This is a genomic window from Flavobacterium macrobrachii (assembly GCF_014486675.1).
GTDB lineage: Bacteria > Bacteroidota > Bacteroidia > Flavobacteriales > Flavobacteriaceae > Flavobacterium > Flavobacterium macrobrachii.
In genome coordinates, this window is the sequence record NZ_JACTAC010000001.1 from 15402 (window position 1) to 37884 (window position 22483).

Here is a 22483-nt window from a genome sequence, read left to right on the forward strand (position 1 = left end):
TTTTAATTATCGGTTAAAAAAAAGGAACTCAAATTTGAGTTCCTTTTTTTATCTGATTAATTTTTAATTATTTTCTTTGTAATTCTTTTGGTTCCATTTGTAACTTTTAAAATATAATTACCTTTTACAAGTTTTTCGATGTTAATGTTGGTTGTTTTTGATTTCAATTTGTAATTAAAAACAACTTTGCCATTAGTATCAAAAATTTCACATTTGGCGTTTTGGGCTAAATCTTCATTAAGTATTAAATCAAGATATTGTTTAGCAGGATTTGGAGATACTGATAAAACAACCGGTTTTAAATAATCCAATGTGTTTAAAGAATTATTAACTCTAAATCCAAAGGGAATACTCGAATAAAGTCCTAAAGAAGTATTAAAAACATTAACATTATAATCTCCTAGATTAGCATCTGAAGGTATATTAATAGTAACTAACAAATTTTCAGAGTCTAAATATTCAATTTGAGTGATAGGTAGAAAATTTGAAAATTGGTTTGTAAAGGAAATGTTTTCTGTTGTACTTGCTAGAAAGAAAATCCCATTATCTCCAGAAAGTGAAACTGTTAATTCTTGTCCAGCTATTCCAGAACTTGGTACGACAGATATTACAGATTGTGCGTTATTAATATTTGTAAAAAACAAAGCAATTAGTAAAGTAGTAATGGTTTTCATTTTTTTGGTTTTATTTTGTTGATATATTCTTCAAATGTATAATTATTTTTCTTTGAAAGGAAGTATAGTGTAACTAAATCATTTTCAGTCTTTATACTGTTTTTTAAAAAAGTGTTCAATTCAGTGTCTTTTTTTGATATGAGGAATTTGTTTATTTTTTGTTCTAAAATTGATGCTAAATATCTTTTGTAATTGGTATGACTACTTTCTGTGTTTATTAAGTCAATTGTTGAAAAGGCTTTATCAAATTTTTTCTCATGAAGATAAATTGCTACCAGGTTTAATCTTGCTTCTTCATATTTTGGAGAAATTTTTAATGCTTTTAAATAGTAGTCTTTGGATTTATCTAGTTGCGAAAGAACAAAATAGTTTGTGCCTAAATCGTTTAAAATAGAAATATTGTTTGGATTAAAATTATTAGCTTTTCTATACTCAATAAGACTTTCTTTGTATTTTTTTAAATGAAAATAGGCAGTTGCTTTATACCAATTTAAAGGTATTGTTTTAGTATCTATCTTATAAAAATAATTCTCAGCAAGTTCACTTTCTTTAATGACTTCATTCCAGTTTTGGCTCAAGTTAGCTTGTTGTAGTAAAAAAATATGTTTTTCAGAGTTTAGTCTAAAAAGAACAATAGTTGTTGAGGTTATTAAGGCAATTATACTTACAATTAAAATCAGGCATTTACGTACTTTTTTTGAATTACGATTCGACTTTACTGTATAATCATAACTAAGTATTGAAAATATTGATATCAGTAGTAATTGATGCTCGATTCTATTGGAAGGAAAATCAAAAAAGCAAATGAAAAGATATCCAATGATGAAACTAAAAATTATGAAATATTTGTTTTTTTCTACACTTGAATTTGTTTTTTTATAAAGTGTAAACGAATAATAAAGATTTATAATAAAGATTGCAGCAAAAAGGAGAAATCCAAAAATTCCGATTTCACAAAATATCTTTAAGAAATCATTATGAGGATTATCAACGATTACTTTTCCATTAATTATTTCATGGTTTGAAAAATTTGAAAGACCATATTTTGGAAAATGAATTCCCCAATTTCCACCTCCAACTCCAAAAATAAAGTTATCTTCAATCATTTTTAGAGAATTATTCCAAAATAAGACTCTAGCATCAAAAGTTTTATTATCAGATATTCTATTGAAATATTGATTAGAAAATAACGTTGATGAAATATTTTTATTGCCTAGACACGATGAAAAATAAATTGATGAACCAAGTAGAAAAAGACCTAGAATTGATACCAAAAATTTCTTCTTAAAAAAAACTTTATGGATGTATCTAATAAAGTTCAAACTCAAAAATAGTATCAGTGCTATTAAAACGGAACGACTTCTTAATGTTACAAGAAAAAACAGTGTGAGTAATATCCCAGAAACACATAGGATTTTGTAATTTTTAGAATATTTTAAACCAATAAAATAAAAAGGTAAAGAACAATACAGTATTGAAGAAAGTAAATTTTTATTGCCAAATGTTCCAGAAATTAAATCAACTTGTCTAAAAAGGTTTTGCCCGATTATAGATTTATTTATAAAAGCAAATATTGTTATTATAACGCAAACAATTCCAAAAAAAATCAAAGACTTAATTAATTGTTTAGTTTCAAGAAGACTATTTCTTAAAAGTAAATATAGATTGAAGAAAAAAAGAAAAAATGTGGTGACTTTTGAGAAAAAATAAATGCTATTTCCAAAATCTACAGCATTAAATATGGAACAAATACTGCATATTAGTAACCCTAGAAATAATAAAGTGTTCCATTCAAAATCAATTGTTAATGAAGACGATTGGTTTTTTAATTGAAAAATTAATACTAAAGATAAAAATAGGTTTGTAAATAGATGTCTAGAAAGTAAAAATGGATCTAAAACATTGCTTAAGAAAACTAATGGCAATGAGATAAAAAATAATAAAAATAAAAAATTAATATTTTTCAACTAAGTTATATTTACTGCCAAAATTAGTTAAATTAAAAAGGAACTCGATTTTGAGTTCCTTTTTAATAAAGTTAATCTATATTATTTGTTAACAATAGCGGCTTCTTTCCATGATTTGATAGAAGAAATTCTACTTTTAGAGTAATCAACTTCGCTTAAAGTTTTATCGTTCCAAAAAACCCATTTACCAGTTTTTTCGCCATTAGCATATTCGCCAAATGATTTTTTCACACCATTTTCATCATAAGAAACCCATTGTCCTTCTAATTTTCCATTTTTGAAAAAACCTTGTTGTTGAATTTGACCATTTTCATGATAGTATGTAGCTTTTACTAAACTTCCTTCTTGTTCTAAAACGGGTTTCTTCTCTTGTGCAATTGTCAATCCTGAAACTAGGACTGCGCTTAAAATCAGCATCTTTTTCATAATTGTAGGTTTTAGTTATTAATTTATAAGCAAATTTATTTAATTTGTTTACAATAAAAAAACTTTTGCTTAACAATTTCGTAACATTGAGAAAAACTTAACATTGGGAAACAAAAAAACCTTGCCAAATGACAAGGTTTTATAAATCGATTAGTAATGAATTACTTAAGTAATTTATCTAATTGTTCTTTCAGTTTTGGGCTTGAAGGTCTTGCTGCATCTGCATCTACAACAATTCCGTTAGGATCAATCAATATAAATCTTGGGATAGAACTTATTCCAAAAGCTTTTAAAAAATCAGATTCCCAGTTTTTATCAGCATATAATTGAATTCCGCCTAATTGTTTTTCAGTTACAAAGTTTTTCCATTTGTCGTAATCTTTTTGTACATCAGCAGAAATACTAACAAATTCAATGTTTTTTCCATGATATTTTGCTTCAATTTCTTTTAAGAAAGGAATTTCAGCACGACATGGTCCGCACCAAGTTGCCCAAACATCAATGTAAACATATTTTCCTTTTAAACTTTCTAATGTAGTTTTTCCACCTTTATGATTTTCAAAATCAAAACCTGGCGATTTAGTGTTGTTTAGTTTTTTATTGGCAGAAATTTGAGTATAATATTGTTTTAAGCCTTGTAAACCTTGAGAAATTCCAGCTTTATAGGTTGTTACAAAATTAGCATCCAAACCAGTTTGCTTATCAAGTCTAGCAATATCGCCATTTAATTTTTCGTCAAATGCTTTTTTGAATGCAGCTTCGTCAAGTGCTAACATGCCATTGTAGTCAAATTTTTGTTCTGCTAAAGTTTGCGCTGCAATAAAATTATTTTCATTGGAACCTTTACCAGAAAATTTGATGGTTTCGTCAAATTTTGCTCCATCCAAAGTCATTTTTAAATCATAACCTGGCTTTAAAAATAATTGAGCATATTCAGCTCCGTCAAATAATTGGTATAAACCTTCTTTTATTGAAAATGTAGCTTTGAATTCGCCTTTTTCATCCGCTTTTATTTCTTTAACAATTGTACGTCCATTTTTGATAAACAAAACATCACCGTTTTTATTGGTGACATTTGCTTGAAATATCATATCTTCTTGTGCAAAAAGGGAAACTGTTACAAGAAGTGTTGTTACTAAAGTTAGCAATTTTTTCATGATTGATAATGAATTTATTTTTTCGAAATCAAATATAGTTTTTTATAAATCACAAAAACAAAGATTAACAAAAAATTTCAAGTGACGTTTATCTGTCTAAATTGATTTTAGTTTTTTACTTTTGCATTCGATTCGCCTTGGCGGAGAATTATCTAAAATAAAATTTATTCCAAAATGTATAGAAGTCATAATTGTGGTGAATTGAACGCTTCACATATTAATCAAGAAGTTACACTTGCTGGTTGGGTTCAAAAATCAAGAGATAAAGGGTTTATGAATTGGGTTGATTTGCGCGACCGATATGGAATTACACAATTGTTATTTGACGAAAGTCGTTCCGAAAAATCAGTTTTTGAATTGGCTAAAACTCTTGGAAGAGAATTTGTAGTTCAAGTTAAAGGAACTGTTATTGAGCGTGAAGCCAAAAATAAAAACATGGCTACGGGTGAAATTGAAATTCTTGTAAAAGAAATGACAATTCTTAACGCAGCTTTAACGCCACCTTTCACTATTGAAGATGAAACCGACGGCGGTGAAGATATTAGAATGAAATACCGTTACTTAGATATCAGAAGAAATCCTGTAAAAAACTCATTGCTTTTCCGTCATAAAGTGGCTATGGAAGTACGCAAGTATTTATCCGATTTAGATTTTTGCGAAGTTGAAACTCCTTATTTAATTAAATCAACTCCAGAAGGCGCAAGAGATTTCGTAGTTCCAAGTAGAATGAACGAAGGTCAATTTTATGCCTTGCCACAATCGCCACAAACATTTAAACAATTATTGATGGTTGGTGGAATGGATAAGTATTTTCAAATTGTAAAATGCTTCCGCGACGAAGATTTACGTGCCGACAGACAACCAGAGTTTACACAAATCGATTGCGAAATGGCATTTGTGGAACAAGAAGATATTTTAAATGTTTTTGAAGGATTAACGCGTCATTTACTAAAAGAAATAAAAGGTATAGAAGTAGAGAAATTCCCTCGAATTACCTACGATTATGCTATGAAAACTTACGGAAACGACAAGCCAGACATTCGTTTTGATATGAAATTTGGAGAGTTAAATGAAGTTTCCAAGCATAAAGATTTTCCAGTTTTTAATGCAGCAGAATTAGTTGTTGGAATTGCAGCTCCGAATTGTGCAGCTTACACAAGAAAAGAAATCGATGCTTTAATTGACTGGGTAAAACGTCCACAAGTTGGTGCATCTGGAATGGTTTATGTAAAATGTGAAGCTGATGGAACTTATAAATCATCTGTAGATAAATTTTACGATCAAGAAGATTTGAAAAAATGGGCTGAAATTACTGGCGCGAAAGCTGGTGACATGATTTTTGTACTTTCTGGTCCAGCAGACAAAACTAGAACACAACTATCTGCATTAAGAATGGAATTAGCAACAAGATTAGGATTGAGAAATCCAGCAGAATTTGCTCCACTTTGGGTTGTAGATTTTCCATTATTAGAATTGGACGAAGAAAGCGGAAGATGGCACGCCATGCACCATCCATTTACTTCACCAAAACCAGAAGACATGGAATTGTTAGCGACAAATCCTGGAAAAGTTCGCGCTAATGCTTATGATATGGTATTAAACGGAAACGAAATTGGCGGTGGTTCTATCAGAATTCACGATAAGGCTACACAACAATTAATGTTCAAATATTTAGGATTTACTGAAGAAGAAGCTAGAAATCAATTCGGATTCTTGATGGATGCTTTCCAATTTGGCGCACCACCACACGGTGGTTTAGCATTTGGATTGGATAGATTGGTTGCAATTCTTGGTGGTCAAGAAACGATTCGTGATTTTATAGCCTTTCCAAAAAACAACTCAGGAAGAGACGTTATGATTGATGCGCCATCTGTGATTGATGAAGCACAATTAAATGAATTAAATATAAAACTTAAATAAAATATTATGAGGAAAATCTACATTTTAATCTGTTGTTATTTTTTGACAAATTTTTCATTTTCTCAGAATGCTGGGGAATTGTTTACAGAATTTGGAACAAATGGAAAAGTAAATACTAATATTGGTCAAGCAGATTACACTGTAGTTAGCCAATTTATACAAAATGATGGTAAAATCTTGATTTTTGGAAATATTGAAAGTTATGAATTTAACGAAGCTTTCTTGTTAAGATTGAATACTGATGGTTCATTAGATACAAGTTTTGACACCGATGGAAAGTTAGAATTGGATCAAATGGAGTTTGCTGTTAAAGTTCTAACACAATCTGATGGGAAAATACTTTTAGGTGGAAATGTTGAAGGAAATCCAGTCTTTATGCGATTATTAGCAAATGGTGAGTTAGATTCTACCTTTGGTAACAATGGTTTAATCAACGAAACTGGTACAAATTTCGATAGAGGTCTTAATGATTTTGCTATACAAAGTGACGGTAAAATTCTAGCTTTGTCTAATTTTAATAGCGGTTCACAAGATTATAGAGTTTTACGATACAATACCAATGGTTTGGCAGATACATCTTTTGGAAATAATGGAAGTATTACAACGGATATTGGTAATACCGAATTTTCGAAATGTATAATTTTACAACCTGATGGAAAATTTCTTGTTGGTGGTACAACATTAATATCTTCTATTCCAAACATATTTATTGCTCGATACAATTCGAATGGAACATTAGATAATAGTTTCAACTCAAATGGACGACGCGTTTTTAGTTATACATCGATAAATAATTTTTTCAATTTAGATATTCAAAGTGATGGCAAAATTGTATTTGTTTTTTCAAATTATACTTCATCATTACCAAGAATAAATGTTGTCCGACTTAATTCAAACAGTTCTCTAGACACAACATTTGCAACAAATGGAATAATTACAAATACTGCTCCAAACAATTTTGGAAATAGTATGGAAAAATTTAAAATTTTAAGTGATGGCAAATTTTTAATAGTTTGTAATACATCTCCAGTTGTAAATGGTAGTTCAAATAACAATATTTTAATACATCGTCTTAATTCCAATGGAAGTTTAGATACTACTCTAAACGGAAATGGATTTTTAGAATACTCTTATTTTTCATATAATGATTTTGCTCGCGATTTTTCAACAATTGGAAACCAAGTTTTGATTGCCGGAAACACCGAAGAAACATTGTTGCTTAATAAAATAGCTATTTCAAAAATAAACAACGACGGAAGTTTTGATTCTACATTTGATACCGATGGAAGATTGTTTTATTTTTTTCCAAAATTTGCTTTCGACGAATCAACATGTTCTGTAAAACAAAATGACGGTAAAGTTATACTTGCTGGAATTAGTCATGTTAATGGTAATGGAGTTTTATCTGCTTGTCGATATAATATAGACGGAAGCATTGATACAAATTTTGGTTCAAATGGTTTTTTTACCTATAATAGCGTGTTTTCAGATACAGTAAAAGGAATAAAAGTTGATTCTAATGGAAAAATCGTAATTGTTTCTGGACAAACTTTTATCAAGCTACTTCGATTAAATAGTAACGGAACTGTCGATACAACTTTTGGAACAAATGGTTTAGCAAACTTTAATTCATCTTCATTTTCAAGTGGAAATGATTTAAAAATATTAAATGATAACTCCATTTTAGTTGTTGGTACTACTACAACAAGTACAGGTCAAAGTTTAACAACTGATTTCTTTTTGGCAAAAGTGGATAACAATGGAAACCTAGTTCAATCCTTTGGAACAAGCGGTTCAACTACACTATCATCTACTGCAAATTTCGATGAGTTATTAAAAGTAGATACTTTATCCGATGGAAAAATTATTACAATCGGAACATTTCAAAACACAAATGGTAATGCGGATATTGTTGTTTTCAAATGTAATGCTAATGGTTCGTTAGACACAAGTTTCAACACTACTGGAATCTTTACAATTGGAATACCTGACTTAGCTGATTCTCCTATTAGTCTAGCAATACAGAGCGATGATAAAATAATGATAGCCGACAATTATAATAATTTTTCAAATTCGTTACTCTTCAGGCTTAATCCAAATGGTTCTTTGGATACTACATTTGATGTAGATGGTATTATATATTTAGATCCAACAAAAATTAGTTACACCTCCGCAATTCTTCCGATTATTAATAATAAATTTATAATTTCAGGTACTTTAGGATTGGAAGACAATGATTTTATTGTGGCAAAATTTAACAATAATGGTTCAATTGACAACGGTTTTGGTAATAATGGCTATGCAAGTGTCGATTTCTTTAACAATTACGATTTACCTTCAAATGTGTTAATTTCAAACGATAACAACATAATACTAACCGGAGTTACCATAGTAAATAATGAAACATTTGATTTTGCGTTATGCAAGTTGTATTTAGAAAATGAGCTATCTAATAACGATATTATTAATAAACCTGTTTCATTATTTTACCCAAATCCAGCTACAAGTATTATCTACTTATCAGAAGATGTTAAAGATGTTGAAATAGTCAACATACAAGGTAAAAAAATAAACTCCATAATCAATCATAATACAATTCAACTTGATCATTTAGCAACTGGAATTTATATATTGCAAATGAAGTTAGAAAATGGAACTACGATTAATCAAAAATTAATCAGAAAATAAATTTGACAACAAAAAAAACACTTTATTGAAAATCATTTAATTACAAACTTAAATCATTATATTTTTTTTATAAAATTTAGATGTTTTTTGTTTGTTATATCACAATAAAATTTATCTTTGAACATTATTAATTATTTTTTATTACAAAAATGCGCACAGGCAAAGTAAAATTTTTTAATGAATCCAAAGGTTATGGATTTATTACAGACGATGAAACAGGAAAAGACATTTTCGTTCACGCTACTGGAGTTAAAGGTGGTTCGTTAAACGAAGGTGATAGCGTTTCATACGAAGAAGAAGAAGGAAGAAAAGGTAAAGTAGCTGCTCAAGTAGAAGCTATCGAAGACTAATATATATTATTTTTTGATTACCTGACAAATCAAGCGTTCCATAATTGGGACGCTTTTTTTATTCATCATAAGCATTATTTAAATTCATTTTAAATAAACACTTTTTTAACTATAAATAACAAACGTTTAAGGTTTGTTTCTTGTGTTTTAAATATTGCGATGTATATTTGTAACTATTTTAATTTTGAGCAAATTTTAAGGCTATGCAATCAAATCAATTAGACTATTTACCAATACTAATGCAAATGCTTTTAGCAGTTGGATTTGTTGTTGGAACCATTATTATATCAGGCTATTTAGGTCCAAAAAGAAGTTCAAAGAACAAAGATAAAAACTTTGAATGTGGTATCGAATCTGTTGGAAATGCTAGAATCCCGTTTTCAGTAAAATATTTTCTAGTAGCTATTCTTTTCGTGCTTTTTGATGTTGAGGTTATCTTTCTATATCCATGGGCAGTTAATTTTAAAGATTTAGGAATAGAAGGAATGATTAAAATGGTCATTTTTATGTCGCTTTTATTGATTGGATTTTTCTATATCATTAAAAAGAAAGCGCTGGATTGGGAATAAATTAATTACGAAATTTTAATTACACGTTATAAATGAGTGATTCTAAAATAAATATGGTTGCTCCACCAGAAGGAGTTGTTGGCGAAGGGTTTTTTGCTACAAAATTAAACGACGTGGTTGGAATGGCGCGTGCCAATTCACTTTGGCCATTACCATTTGCAACATCATGTTGTGGTATTGAATTTATGGCAACAATGGCTTCACATTATGATTTAGCCCGTTTTGGTTCGGAAAGAGTAAGTTTTTCTCCACGCCAAGCCGATATGCTAATGGTGATGGGAACAATTTCCAAAAAAATGGCACCTATTTTACGTCAAGTTTACGAACAAATGTCAGAACCTCGTTGGGTAATTGCTGTTGGTGCTTGTGCAAGTTCAGGAGGAGTTTTTGATACTTATTCTGTACTGCAAGGAATTGATAAAGTAATCCCAGTCGATGTTTATGTTCCTGGTTGTCCTCCAAGACCTGAACAAATTGTTGACGGTGTTATGCAATTGCAAGAACTAGTTAGAAACGAATCCGTACGAAGAAGAAATTCTCCTGAATACAAAGAATTGTTAGCATCATATAACTTATAATATGGCATTAGAAACAATCACAATACAAGAAAGAATAATTGAAAAGTTTGGAAATTCAGCGTCCAATTTTGGAATGCAAAAAGATATTTTCTGCTTTGAGATTACTCCTGATAAAGCCTATGAAGTAATTCAGTTTTTAAAAACAGAATCCGAATTAAACTTCCATTTCCTAACTGATTTAGCCGGAATTCATTATCCAGATAATGATATTAATGAGCAATTCGCCGTTAGTTATCAATTGCACAATTGGATTGAAAATGTCAGAATTCGTGTCAAAACTTTTTTAAATGGCGAAAATCCTGAAATAAAATCTATAATTGATTTATTTCAATGTTCGAATTGGATGGAAAGAGAAGCTTGGGATTTTTATGGAATAAATTTCATTGGACATCCACAGTTGAAAAGAATTTTGAATATGGATGAAATGATTTCACATCCAATGAGAAAAGAATTCCCAATGGAAGATAGCGGAAGAACTGACAAAGACGATAGATTCTTTGGAAGAACAAGTTTAATTAAAAATTAAAAATTAAGAATTACAAATAGAAGTAATTCTAGTTTAAAAACATAAAACTAATTGTCCAATTGCGGTTAAAATAATTTTTAATTCGTAATTCGTAATTCGTAATTAATATATGTCAGACTTATTGTTATCACCAGAGCATCGATATGCTAAAGAAATAGAAAAGAAACGCAACGAAGATGGAAGCGAACTTTCGGTATTAAATTTAGGGCCAACGCATCCAGCTACTCATGGAATTTTCCAAAACATTCTATTAATGGATGGTGAGCGAATTCTTGATGCCGAACCAACAATCGGTTACATTCACCGCGCTTTTGAAAAAATTGCCGAAAATCGTCCTTTTTATCAAATCAATGTTTTGACAGACCGAATGAACTATTGTTCTTCGCCTATCAACAACATGGCTTGGTGGATGACTGTAGAAAAATTATTAAATATAGAAGTACCAAAACGCGCTCAATATTTAAGAGTGATAGTAATGGAATTGGCTCGTATTGCTGATCATTTAATTTGTAATTCAATCCTTGGAGTTGATACTGGTGCTTATACAGGTTTTCTTTATGTGTTTCAATTCAGAGAAAAAATATATGAAATCTACGAAGAAATTTGTGGAGCTCGATTAACAACCAACATGGGAAGAATTGGTGGTTTCGAAAGAGAATGGTCTGACGAAGCTTTCAAAAAATTAGACGTTTTCCTAACTGATTTCCCAATTGCTTGGAAAGAATTTGAAAATCTTTTTGAAAGAAACAGAATTTTTATTGATAGAACAGTAAATGTTGGTCCAATTTCGGCTGAAAGAGCTATGGATTATGGATTTACTGGTCCAAATCTTCGTGCGGCTGGTATCGATTATGACGTTAGAAAAGCACAACCATATTCATCCTATGAAGATTTTGAGTTTGATGTTCCAGTAGGAAAATCAGGTGATACTTATGACAGATTTTGTGTCAGAAATGCTGAAGTTTGGGAAAGTTTGAAAATCATTCGACAAGCAGTAGACAAATTACCAAAAGGTTCAATTCATGCTGATGTTCCTGATTATTATCTTCCACCAAAGGAAGATGTTTACAATAATATGGAAAGTTTAATTTATCATTTTAAAATTGTGATGGGCGAAGTTCCAGTTCCAGTAGCTGAAATTTATCACGCAGTTGAAGGTGGAAATGGCGAATTAGGTTTCTACTTAATAACCGACGGAAGCAGAACACCTTATCGATTAAAAATGAGAAGACCTTGCTTTATCTACTACCAAGCTTATACTGAAATGATTAAAGGCGGAATGTTATCCGATGCTATCGTGATTTTATCAAGTTTGAATGTAATAGCAGGAGAATTAGACGCATAAGAATAAAGATTGCAGAATGCAGATTTTAGATTGCTGATTCAAATATCTAAAATCTAAAATTTAATATCTAAAATTAGAAATGGAAAGATCATATATAAAACAAGAGATAAACATAACCGAATCGTTGATGAACCGCATCAATGAATTGATTAGTCACTATCCTGAAGGCAAACAAAAATCGGCTTTATTACCAGTTTTGCACGAAGTTCAAGATGCTCATGACAATTGGTTGAGTATTGAATTGCAAAATAAAGTAGCTGAAATTCTGGGAATTCAACGAATTGAAGTATATGAAGTGGTTACTTTTTATACCATGTTCAATCAGCGACCAATTGGAAAATTCATGTTCGAATTCTGTCAAACTTCTCCTTGTTGCCAAAACGGAGTAGAAGACTTGATGGATTACACTTGTTCTAAATTAGGTGTAAAAGTTGGCGAACCAACAGCCGATGGACAATTTGAAGTTCGTGGCGTTGAGTGTCTTGGTGCTTGCGGTTATGCGCCAATGATGCAATTGGGCGATTTCTACCAAGAGCATTTGACCAAAGAAAAAATCGATCAGTTAATTACTGATTGCAAAGACGGAAAAATCACTTTACACGATAAATAGTATCATGGGAAGAAAAATATTATTAGACAAAATCAACGTTCCAGGAATTAAAACTTATGAAGTATATCGTCGTGAAGGCGGATATGCATCAGTTGAAAAAGCCCTGAAAAAAATGACACCCGATGAAGTGGTTGAAGAAGTAAAAACTTCGGGACTTCGTGGTCGTGGTGGCGCAGGATTTCCAGCTGGAATGAAATGGAGTTTTATCGATAAAAAATCGGGAAACCCAAGACATTTGGTTTGCAATGCTGACGAATCAGAACCTGGAACTTTCAAAGACAGATATTTAATGGAATACATTCCGCATCTTTTAATAGAAGGAATGATTACATCAAGTTATGCTTTGGGCGCAAACCTTTCTTATATCTACATTCGTGGAGAATACATGTGGGTTTACAAAATTTTAGAAAGAGCCATCGCCGAAGCAAAAGCTGCTGGTTGGTTGGGTAAAAATATATTAGGTTCAGGCTATGATTTAGAACTTTTTGTTCAAATTGGTGGCGGAGCTTACATCTGCGGAGAAGAAACTGCTTTAATTGAAAGTCTTGAAGGAAATCGTGGAAATCCTCGTTTGAAACCACCATTTCCTGCTGTAAAAGGACTTTGGCAAAATCCAACCGTAGTAAATAACGTAGAAACTATTTCGGCTGTGCCTTGGATTATCAATAATTCGGGTGCCGATTATGCAGGAATTGGAATTGGTCGTTCTACTGGAACCAAATTAATTTCAGCTTCTGGAAACATCAAAAATCAAGGTGTTTTCGAAATCGAATTAGGCGTTTCTGTATACGAATTCATGAATTCTGATGAATATTGTGGCGGAATGCAAACTGACAGACCTTTAAAAGCATTAGTTCCTGGAGGAAGTTCGGTGCCAATTTTACCAGCCAATTTAATTTACAAAACTGCCGCTGGTGAAGATAGATTAATGACTTATGAAAGTTTATCTGATGGCGGATTTGCAACAGGTTCAATGTTAGGTTCAGGCGGATTTATCGTTTATGATGATAGAGCATGTATCGTTCGAAATACATGGAATTTTTCACGTTTTTACCACCACGAAAGCTGCGGACAATGTACACCTTGCCGTGAAGGAACAGGTTGGTTAGAAAAAGTCTTATGGAGAATTGAAAACGGTCAAGGACGCGAAGAAGATATTGAGTTATTATGGAGTATTCAGTCCAAAATTGAAGGAAATACGATTTGTCCACTTGGTGACGCGGCTTCATGGCCAGTTGCTGCGGCAATTCGTCACTTCAGAGACGAGTTTGAATACCACATTCGTTTCCCAGAAAAAGTAAAAAATAGAGATCATTTTGTGAATGAGCCATTTGAAAAAGTGAAACATTTAGTAGCAAAACAAGAAGTTTAATAAGAACATAAATACTCCGTAGGAGTTATATATTGGTATGAAAGTAACCATAGACGGTCAAGAAATAGAAGTAGAAGCTGGAACAACAATCCTGCAAGCTGCTCGTATGATTGGTGGAGAATCCGTTCCGCCAGCCATGTGTTATTATTCAAAACTAAAAGGAACCGGTGGAAAATGCCGTTGCTGTTTAGTTGACGTTACAAAAGGTAGCGAAGCCGATCCAAGACCAATGCCAAAATTAGTAGCATCATGTGTTACTGGTTGTCAAGACGGAATGGAAGTAGCCAGCAAATCTTCTGAAAGAGTAACCGAAGCTAGAAAAGCAGTAACCGAATTCCTTTTGATAAATCACCCATTAGATTGTCCAGTTTGTGATCAAGCAGGAGAATGTGATTTGCAAAATTTATCATTCGAACACGGAAAATCAGAAACTCGCTTCATCGAAGAAAAAAGAACTTTTGAGCCTGAAGATATTGGTCCATACATTCAATTACACATGAACCGTTGCATCGTTTGTCAACGTTGTGTAGAAGTTGCCGATCAATTAACTGATGGTAGAGTTCATGGAGTTTTAAATCGTGGTGATCATTCACAAATTTCAACTTGTGTTTCAGCAGCTATTGACAATGAATTCTCTGGAAACATGATTGACGTTTGCCCGGTTGGAGCGTTAACTGATAAAACATTCCGTTTCAAATCGAGAGTTTGGTTCAACAAACCTTTCAATGCGCACAGAGAATGTACCACGCCAGGATGTTGCGGAAAAACAACACTTTGGATGTTTGGAAACGAAATTCAAAGAGTTACAGCAAGAAAAGACGAATACCACGAAGTAGAAGATTTCATCTGTAACACGTGTCGTTTCGACAAAAAAGAAGTTTCGGATTGGGTTATTGAAGGTCCAAGAAAATTTGAAAAAGACTCTGTAATAAACCAAAACAACTATACTCGCAAAATGAATAAAGTTGTGATTGAAACCGAAAAAGGAATTCTTGAAGGAAGAGAAATCGATAGAAAAAAAATCAGTATGGTTGAAATTCCATTAGATAATAAAAAATCGTAAGAAATGGATAGTGCATTTATCATAGAAAAAAGTGTTTTCATTGTTGCAATTTTTGCAGTAACCATGATTATGGCAATGTATTCTACTTGGGCTGAACGAAAAGTTGCTGCTTATCTTCAGGATAGAGTCGGACCAAATCGTGCAGGTTGGGGTGGATTATTGCAACCGCTAGCTGATGGTATGAAATTATTTGCCAAAGAAGAATTTTTCCCAAATACACCAAACCGTTTCCTGTTTATTGTTGGTCCAGCAATTGCCATGAGTACCGCATTAATGACCAGTGCAGTTATGCCTTGGGGTGATAAATTGGAAATTTTTGGTCGAACAGTAATTCTTCAAGCAACCGATATTGATGTTGCCTTATTATATGTATTCGGAATTATATCGGTTGGAGTTTACGGAATTATGATTGGTGGTTGGGCTTCAAATAATAAATTCTCATTAATGAGTTCGGTTCGTGCCGCTTCCCAAATGGTTTCTTATGAAATCGCTATGGGATTATCCATCATCGCTTTGTTAATGATGACAGGAACATTGAGCTTAAAAGAAATCGCAGCACAACAAGCCGGAATGAATTGGAATGTATTCTATCAACCTGTTGGTTTTTTGATATTCTTAATTTGTGCTTTTGCAGAAACTAATAGAACACCTTTTGACTTAGCTGAATGTGAGTCGGAGTTGATTGGTGGTTATCACACTGAGTATTCTTCCATGAAAATGGGATTCTATTTGTTTGCTGAATATGCTAACATGTTTATTTCTTCCGCTATCTTAGCTGTCTTGTATTTTGGTGCTTACAATTATCCTGGAATGCAATGGATGGTTGATAATGTTGGGGTAAATGCAGCAAATATTCTTGGGATTGTAGTATTGTTTATAAAAATATGTTTCTTCATCTTTTTCTATATGTGGATAAGATGGACGATACCCCGTTTTAGATACGATCAATTAATGCATTTGGGTTGGAAAATATTAATTCCATTAGCAATTGTAAATATTATGGTAACTGGAATTTGTATTCTAGTTTTTAAATAAAAAAGTATGTCAACAGCTATTCAAAATATATCATTATCAGGCAAGAAAAAACAAGTTTCTAATAAGGAAATGACCTTTCTTGAAAGAATGTATCTTGTTGCTATTGTAAAAGGTTTGTGGATTACCATCAAACACTTTTTCAGAAAAAAAGCAACCATTCATTATCCAGAGCAAGTTAGAGAATTTAGTCCAGTCTATCGCGGAAGACACATGTTGAAACGCGATGAGCAAGGAAGAGAAAACTGTACAGCTTGTGGTTTATGCGCACTTTCTTGTCCAGCAGAAGCCATCACGATGAAAGCCGAAGAACGTAAAAAAGGCGAAGAACATTTGTATCGTGAAGAGAAATATGCTTCAATTTATGAAATCAATATGCTTCGTTGTATTTTCTGTGGATTATGTGAAGAAGCTTGTCCAAAAGATGCCATTTACTTAACACTTTCGAAAGAGTTGGTTCCAGCACAATACGACAGAGAAGATTTTATTTTTGGAAAAGATAAATTAGTAATGCCTCTCGAAATGGCTTTGAAAAATACCCAACTTAAAAACGCTAACTAATGTCTCCAGTTTTAATTACATTTTATTTTTTAGCTGCCTTTACTTTGGCTACAGCGTTTTTGACCATTTACAGTAAAAATCCAATACACAGTGCAATTTATTTAGTATTGTGTATGGTTTCAATTATGGGACATTATTTATTGTTGAATGCTCAATTTGTTGCTATTGTTCAGCTTATTGTTTATGCTGGTGCTATTATGGTATTGATGCTATTTACCATCATGTTGATGAATCTCAACAAAGAAGACGAAGTACACAAACCGAGAATTACACGTCTCGGTGCAATTGTAGTTTTCATCCTTATGAGTATGGTTTTGATAACTATTTTTATCAATTCTAAAACCATTATGGGTGAATATGATAGTACTGGCGAAGATTTCCAATCGATAAAAGTATTAGGAAAAGTATTGTTGAACGAATATATGGTTCCGTTTGAATTTGCCTCTATTTTATTATTAGTAGCAATGATTGGAACGGTTTTATTGACTAAAAAAGAAAAAGACCAGAAATAATGATAGAGAATATTTTAAATATTATTGGTATCGAAAACTATATTTTCCTAACCGTACTGCTTTTTTGTATTGGGGTTTTTGGCGTATTGTATCGTAGAAATGCCATTATAGTTTTCATGTCCATCGAAATTATGTTGAATGCAGTTAACCTATTGTTTGTTGCCTTTTCAACCTATCATCAAGATGCCGAAGGACAAGTTTTTGTATTTTTCTCGATGGCAGTTGCCGCAGCAGAAGTAGCCGTTGGTTTAGCCATATTAGTTTCGGTATTTAGAAACCTTGGCTCGATAGATATTGACAATTTAAAGAATTTAAAAGGATAATTGAAAATGGATACAAACTTGGCTTTATTATTACTATTATCTCCATTTGTTGGATTTCTTTTCAATATTTTCTTTGGGAAAAAAGTAAGCAAAGGAATTTCTGGCGCAATTGGTACACTAACTGTAGTCGTATCATTTTTACTGAGTATTTGCTTTTTTGCACAATTAAATCAAAACGGAAAACCATTTGAAATCTCGCTTTTCGATTGGATACAAGTAAGTAATTTCAAATTGGATTTTGGAATTTTACTAGATCAATTATCATTACTTTGGTTATTATTCGTTACCGGAATTGGTTCGTTAATTCACTTGTATTCGATTAGTTATATGCACGATGATGAAAATATGCATAAGTTTTTTGCCTATTTGAATTTGTTCGTGTTTTTCATGATAACATTAGTTGTTGGAAACAACTTATTAGTAATGTTTATCGGTTGGGAAGGCGTTGGATTATGTTCGTATTTACTAATCGGATTTTGGTATAAAAACCAACCTTATAATGATGCTGCAAAGAAAGCTTTCATTATGAACAGAATAGGAGATTTAGGTTTCCTAATTGGAATGTTTATTATCGCAGCTTTATTTTCAACTTTAAATTACGCTGAAATTAAATCTGCTGTTGCTAGTGGAGATGCGAATTCTGCTTTACTTGGATTAGCCGCTTTATGTTTATTCATCGGAGCTTGTGGAAAATCGGCGCAATTACCTTTATATACTTGGTTACCTGATGCTATGGCTGGACCAACGCCAGTTTCTGCATTAATTCACGCGGCAACGATGGTTACCGCAGGTATTTTTATGGTAACAAGAATGAATTTCTTATTCGATTTAACACCAGATGTTCAAAATATTATTGCAATCGTTGGTGCAATTACCGCTTTGGTTGCCGCTTCTATCGGATTATTGCAAAATGATATTAAGAAAGTATTGGCCTATTCAACCGTTTCACAATTAGGTTTGATGTTCCTTGCTTTAGGACTTGGCGCATACACGGTTGCTGTTTTCCACGTAATTACTCACGCGTTTTTCAAAGCCTGTTTGTTCTTAGGTTCGGGTTCAGTAATTCATGGATTGCACGGTGAACAAGACATGAGAAAAATGGGTGGTTTGCGCAAAGCGATGCCAATTACGTTTTGGACTATGATGATTTCAACGTTGGCTATAGCAGGTATTTTCCCTTTTGCTGGTTTCTGGTCAAAAGATGAAATCTTAATGGTTGCTTTTGGACACAATAAAGCATTATGGATTGTGGCTTCTATTGCATCGATTATGACAGCTTTCTATATGTTCCGATTGATGTATTTGACTTTCTTTAGAGAGTTCAGAGGAACAGAAGAACAAAAACACCATTTACACGAAAGTCCAAAATTGATCACTATTCCATTAGTAATTTTAGCAGTTTTAGCTGTAATTGGTGGCGCAATCAATTTGCCAGGAAGTATGTGGTTAAACCATTTCTTGGAACCAGTTTTAGTGGCAAAACACGAAGCGCATCATTTAGGAACACAAGAATTTATTTTAATGGGAATTGCTTTAGTTGGTGCAATTATCGGAATTGTTTGGGCAAACGCTAAATACATCAAACAAGGTTTCGTTCCAAAAGAAGATGCCGAAATCGTTGGTTTCTCAAAAACAATTTATAACAAATACTATGTAGATGAATTCTACACTTTCCTTATCGTTAAACCATTAAATGGATTGTCAAACTTTTTCAGAACTACGCTTGAACCAGCATTAGGAAAAGTCGTTTACGGTTTTGGAACGGTGGCAAACGGAATTGGATCTCAAGGTAAAAAATTACAAAATGGTAATATCGGTTTGTACTTATTTGTATTTGTAATTGGTATTTGTGCCATCATAACTTATTTATTCATAGCTCAATAATTTTCATATAATGGATGTAACTACATTATTAATACTACTTTTAATTGGAGCCGTTGCAACACTTGTTTCGGGTGATAAACTAGCTTCAAAAGTAGCTTTACTATTCAGTTTAGTCGCTTTCGGATTATCAATTAATTTACTTTTACAATTCAATCAAGGAACCGACATTGGTTTTGTTTCCAATTGGATTGCTAATCCAAAAGTTGCTTTGGCACTAAAAGCCGACGGTTTATCTATGGCAATGGTTTTATTGACTACAGCTTTAACACCGTTAATTATACTATCATCTTTTGGAAATAGTTTCAATAATAGCAAAAACTTCTACGCTTTAGTGTTATTCATGGCATTTGCTATGGTTGGAACTTTCCTTGCTGCCGATGGTTTGTTATACTATATTTTTTGGGAATTGGCATTAATACCAATCTATTTCATTGCTTTAATTTGGGGTAATGGCGACGTTGAGGAACGCAAAAAAGCCGTAGTGAAATTTTTCATTTATACTTTAGCGGGTTCATTATTTATGTTGGTTGGATTTGCTTATTTATATTCAAAAGCAGGAAGTTTCCTTTTGGAAGATTTATACAAATTAGAACTTTCAAACCAAGAACAATTTTGGATTTTCTTTGCTTTCTTTTTAGCTTATGCCATCAAAATTCCAATCATTCCTTTTCATACTTGGCAAGCAAAGGTGTATCAAAAAGCACCAACTGTTGGAACGATGTTACTTTCGGGTATTATGCTAAAAATGGGATTGTACAGCGTTATTCGTTGGCAGTTACCAATCGCTCCAGATGCCGCAAAAGAATACATGCCAATCTTAATTGGGTTGAGTATTGCTGGAGTAATTTATGGATCAATTGTTGCGCTTCGCCAAAAAGATTTGAAAAAATTATTGGCTTATTCGTCTTTGGCGCACGTTGGTTTAATCGCCGCAGGTTGTTATACTTTGACAGCTGATGGATTAAATGGAGCAGTTTATCAAATGATTGCTCACGGTTTTGTAATCGTTGGGTTATTCTTTGCTGCCGAAGTAATTTTTAGAAGATTTGAAACCAGAAAAATTGATGAACTTGGCGGAATTCGTTCACAAGCTTCAGGATTTACTTCCATGTTTATGATATTGGTTTTAGCGTCGGTTGCTTTGCCTGGAACATACAACTTTGTGGGTGAGTTTACCGTTTTATATAGTTTAAGTCAAGTGAATATTTGGTTTGCAGTAATCGGTGGAACAACTATTATTCTTGGAGCGTACTATATGTTGAAAATGTTCCAAAACGTAATGCTTGGCGAAACAAATACCAAAGTTTTTAAAGATGTAAACGTTAGCGAAGCAATTGTTTTTGTTGTAATTATTGGTTTCCTTTTGTTCTTCGGATTGTACCCGAAACCAATCAACGATTTAGTAAATCCAGCGATTAAAGAAATTTTAGCAGTAATAAATAGATAATAAAATGCAAGTATTAATAACAATAGTATCATTAGGAGTTTTTTGTCTGTTGGCAGAGATTTTCAATTTAAGAAAATTGCTGGTTCCAGTTACTGTAATTGGTTTACTTGGCGTTTTAGGAATTTCGTTAGGATTTTGGTCAATTGATAGTTCAATAGATACCAATTATTTAAACATGATGGCAACAACTAAGTTTTCATCAGCGTTTTCGTCACTTTTTATTGTGTTAACGATTTTCATCTTGTTGATGAGTGACGATTTTTACAAAGACATTCCAACTAAATTTTCTGATTTTATTGCCATTAAAATATTCCTTTTGGCTGGAGCAGTTGCTATGGTTTCGTTTACCAATTTAGCGATGTTCTTTTTAGGAATAGAAATACTGTCAATTTCATTATACATTTTGGCAGCAAGCCGACGATTAGACATTAAAAGCAACGAAGCTGGAATGAAATATTTCTTAATGGGTTCATTTGCTTCGGGAATTATTCTATTCGGAATTTGCTTGGTTTATGGTGCTACAGGATATTTCAATTTAGAAGAAATTTATGCATTGTCTCAAGGTATTGGTTTACCAACTTGGTTTCCAATTGGTGTTACGTTAATTGTTATTGGAATGTTGTTCAAAATAGCTGCAGCACCATTTCATTTTTGGGCACCAGATGTTTATGAAGGTTCGCCAGCATTGACAACGGCAATCATGAGTACTTTGGCAAAAGTAGTAGCCATGGCAACATTGTATAAATTATTAAGTGGAATGACGGTTGCTCTAGGATATAAAGTAGAATTATTGATTGTAATTATTTCAATTCTTTCTATGACTATTGGAAATATCATGGCTTTACGTCAAAAGAATGTCAAAAGAATGTTGGCTTTTTCGGGTATTTCTCATGCTGGATTTATGCTAATGGCATTGCTAACTTTATCAACTGCAGCAACAACACTTTTATATTACACAACAGCTTATGCTTTAGCAGGAATTGCAGCATTTGCTGTAATCATTATGGTTACAAAAAACAAAGAGAACGAGAATATTGAAAACTTCAACGGTTTAGGAAAAACAAATCCTTTGATGGCAGCAGTTCTAACAGCTTCGCTATTGTCGATGGCTGGAATTCCTATTTTCTCTGGATTTTTTGCTAAATTTATGTTGTTTAGCGATACCGTAAAAGCTGGGTTTTTAATTGTAGTTATCGCAGGAGTAATCAACTCTATAATAAGTGTTGGTTATTATTTCAAATTGATTTTAGCGATGTACACTAAAGATGCTGAAACAGAAAAACAAGCAATTCCATTTTCATACTATGTTGTAGCAGTTGTTGCAATTGCATTGAATGTTGTTATTGGAATTTATCCTTCTTTATTGACTAATTTGTTACAATAAAAATTAATTTATTTTTATAAAGCCATCAGGAATTTTCTTAATGGCTTTTTTAATGATATAATTACATATGAATCTGGGAAGTTTTTGTAAGATTA

21 protein-coding genes are annotated in these 22483 nt (G+C 32.3%); 17 read left to right on the plus strand and 4 right to left on the minus strand.

The window, feature by feature from the left end:
* Window positions 1-56 precede the first annotated feature (56 nt).
* The 4 genes from IAI56_RS00065 to IAI56_RS00080 all read right to left on the minus strand — a co-directional run bounded on the left by IAI56_RS00065 (window position 57) and on the right by IAI56_RS00080 (window position 4224).
* Entirely contained in the window at window positions 57-674 is a 618-nt protein-coding gene (locus IAI56_RS00065) for a T9SS type A sorting domain-containing protein (protein WP_187655906.1), read from the minus strand.
* Window positions 671-2641, minus strand: a complete 1971-nt coding sequence (locus IAI56_RS00070; RefSeq protein ID WP_342354534.1) for an O-antigen ligase family protein — start codon at window positions 2639-2641, stop codon at window positions 671-673. The genes IAI56_RS00065 and IAI56_RS00070 overlap by 4 nt, the downstream gene beginning before the upstream one ends.
* Window positions 2642-2722: 81 nt before the next feature.
* On the minus strand, window positions 2723-3067 hold the full coding sequence (locus IAI56_RS00075) for a toxin-antitoxin system YwqK family antitoxin (RefSeq protein WP_187655908.1): 345 nt from the start codon (window positions 3065-3067) through the stop codon (window positions 2723-2725).
* 161 nt (window positions 3068-3228) lie between these two features.
* Complete coding sequence (locus tag IAI56_RS00080; protein ID WP_187655909.1) at window positions 3229-4224, minus strand: TlpA family protein disulfide reductase; 996 nt, start codon at window positions 4222-4224, stop codon at window positions 3229-3231.
* A gap of 174 nt (window positions 4225-4398) precedes the next feature.
* Here IAI56_RS00080 and aspS point away from each other — a divergent pair, with 174 nt between their 5' ends.
* From aspS to IAI56_RS00165, 17 genes are all read left to right on the plus strand, one after another.
* On the plus strand, window positions 4399-6144 hold the full coding sequence (aspS, locus tag IAI56_RS00085) for an aspartate--tRNA ligase (RefSeq protein WP_187655910.1): 1746 nt from the start codon (window positions 4399-4401) through the stop codon (window positions 6142-6144).
* A gap of 6 nt (window positions 6145-6150) precedes the next feature.
* Complete coding sequence (locus IAI56_RS00090; protein ID WP_187655911.1) at window positions 6151-8832, plus strand: T9SS type A sorting domain-containing protein; 2682 nt, start codon at window positions 6151-6153, stop codon at window positions 8830-8832.
* 149 nt (window positions 8833-8981) lie between these two features.
* Window positions 8982-9182: a cold-shock protein gene (locus IAI56_RS00095; RefSeq protein ID WP_133533304.1), complete on the plus strand. Its 201-nt coding sequence runs from the start codon at window positions 8982-8984 to the stop codon at window positions 9180-9182.
* Between the two features lie 203 nt (window positions 9183-9385).
* On the plus strand, window positions 9386-9751 hold the full coding sequence (locus IAI56_RS00100) for an NADH-quinone oxidoreductase subunit A (RefSeq protein ID WP_187655912.1): 366 nt from the start codon (window positions 9386-9388) through the stop codon (window positions 9749-9751).
* Between the two features lie 32 nt (window positions 9752-9783).
* Complete coding sequence (locus IAI56_RS00105) at window positions 9784-10329, plus strand: NADH-quinone oxidoreductase subunit B (RefSeq protein ID WP_133533302.1); 546 nt, start codon at window positions 9784-9786, stop codon at window positions 10327-10329.
* 1 nt (window position 10330) lies between these two features.
* Window positions 10331-10855, plus strand: coding sequence for an NADH-quinone oxidoreductase subunit C (locus IAI56_RS00110; RefSeq protein WP_187655914.1), 525 nt, complete (start codon window positions 10331-10333; stop codon window positions 10853-10855).
* Window positions 10856-10964: 109 nt separating this feature from the next.
* Complete coding sequence (nuoD, locus tag IAI56_RS00115) at window positions 10965-12200, plus strand: NADH dehydrogenase (quinone) subunit D (protein WP_187655916.1); 1236 nt, start codon at window positions 10965-10967, stop codon at window positions 12198-12200.
* 79 nt (window positions 12201-12279) lie between these two features.
* Window positions 12280-12810 (plus strand): complex I 24 kDa subunit family protein, encoded by a 531-nt coding sequence (locus IAI56_RS00120; protein ID WP_187655917.1) that lies wholly within the window; start codon window positions 12280-12282, stop codon window positions 12808-12810.
* Window positions 12811-12814: 4 nt separating this feature from the next.
* The gene (gene nuoF, locus IAI56_RS00125) at window positions 12815-14182 is read left to right on the plus strand and encodes an NADH-quinone oxidoreductase subunit NuoF (protein WP_187655918.1); all 1368 of its coding nucleotides are present in this window, start codon (window positions 12815-12817) and stop codon (window positions 14180-14182) included.
* 37 nt (window positions 14183-14219) lie between these two features.
* Window positions 14220-15245, plus strand: coding sequence for an NADH-quinone oxidoreductase subunit G (locus tag IAI56_RS00130; RefSeq protein WP_187655920.1), 1026 nt, complete (start codon window positions 14220-14222; stop codon window positions 15243-15245).
* A 3-nt stretch (window positions 15246-15248) separates the two neighbouring features.
* Window positions 15249-16280 (plus strand): NADH-quinone oxidoreductase subunit NuoH, encoded by a 1032-nt coding sequence (nuoH, locus tag IAI56_RS00135; RefSeq protein ID WP_187655922.1) that lies wholly within the window; start codon window positions 15249-15251, stop codon window positions 16278-16280.
* Window positions 16281-16286: 6 nt separating this feature from the next.
* The gene (locus IAI56_RS00140) at window positions 16287-16838 is read left to right on the plus strand and encodes a NuoI/complex I 23 kDa subunit family protein (protein WP_169522553.1); all 552 of its coding nucleotides are present in this window, start codon (window positions 16287-16289) and stop codon (window positions 16836-16838) included.
* Window positions 16838-17350, plus strand: coding sequence for an NADH-quinone oxidoreductase subunit J family protein (locus IAI56_RS00145; protein ID WP_187655923.1), 513 nt, complete (start codon window positions 16838-16840; stop codon window positions 17348-17350). Before IAI56_RS00140 ends, IAI56_RS00145 begins: the two co-directional genes overlap by 1 nt.
* 2 nt (window positions 17351-17352) lie before the next feature.
* On the plus strand, window positions 17353-17673 hold the full coding sequence (nuoK, locus tag IAI56_RS00150) for an NADH-quinone oxidoreductase subunit NuoK (protein ID WP_133533401.1): 321 nt from the start codon (window positions 17353-17355) through the stop codon (window positions 17671-17673).
* A 6-nt stretch (window positions 17674-17679) separates the two neighbouring features.
* A complete protein-coding gene (gene nuoL / locus IAI56_RS00155) occupies window positions 17680-19557 on the plus strand; it encodes an NADH-quinone oxidoreductase subunit L (protein ID WP_187655925.1) in 1878 nt (625 codons plus the stop codon).
* 10 nt (window positions 19558-19567) lie between these two features.
* Window positions 19568-21004: a complex I subunit 4 family protein gene (locus IAI56_RS00160; RefSeq protein ID WP_187655926.1), complete on the plus strand. Its 1437-nt coding sequence runs from the start codon at window positions 19568-19570 to the stop codon at window positions 21002-21004.
* Between the two features lie 4 nt (window positions 21005-21008).
* Window positions 21009-22388: an NADH-quinone oxidoreductase subunit N gene (locus tag IAI56_RS00165; protein ID WP_187655927.1), complete on the plus strand. Its 1380-nt coding sequence runs from the start codon at window positions 21009-21011 to the stop codon at window positions 22386-22388.
* The last annotated feature ends 95 nt before the right edge of the window (window positions 22389-22483 follow it).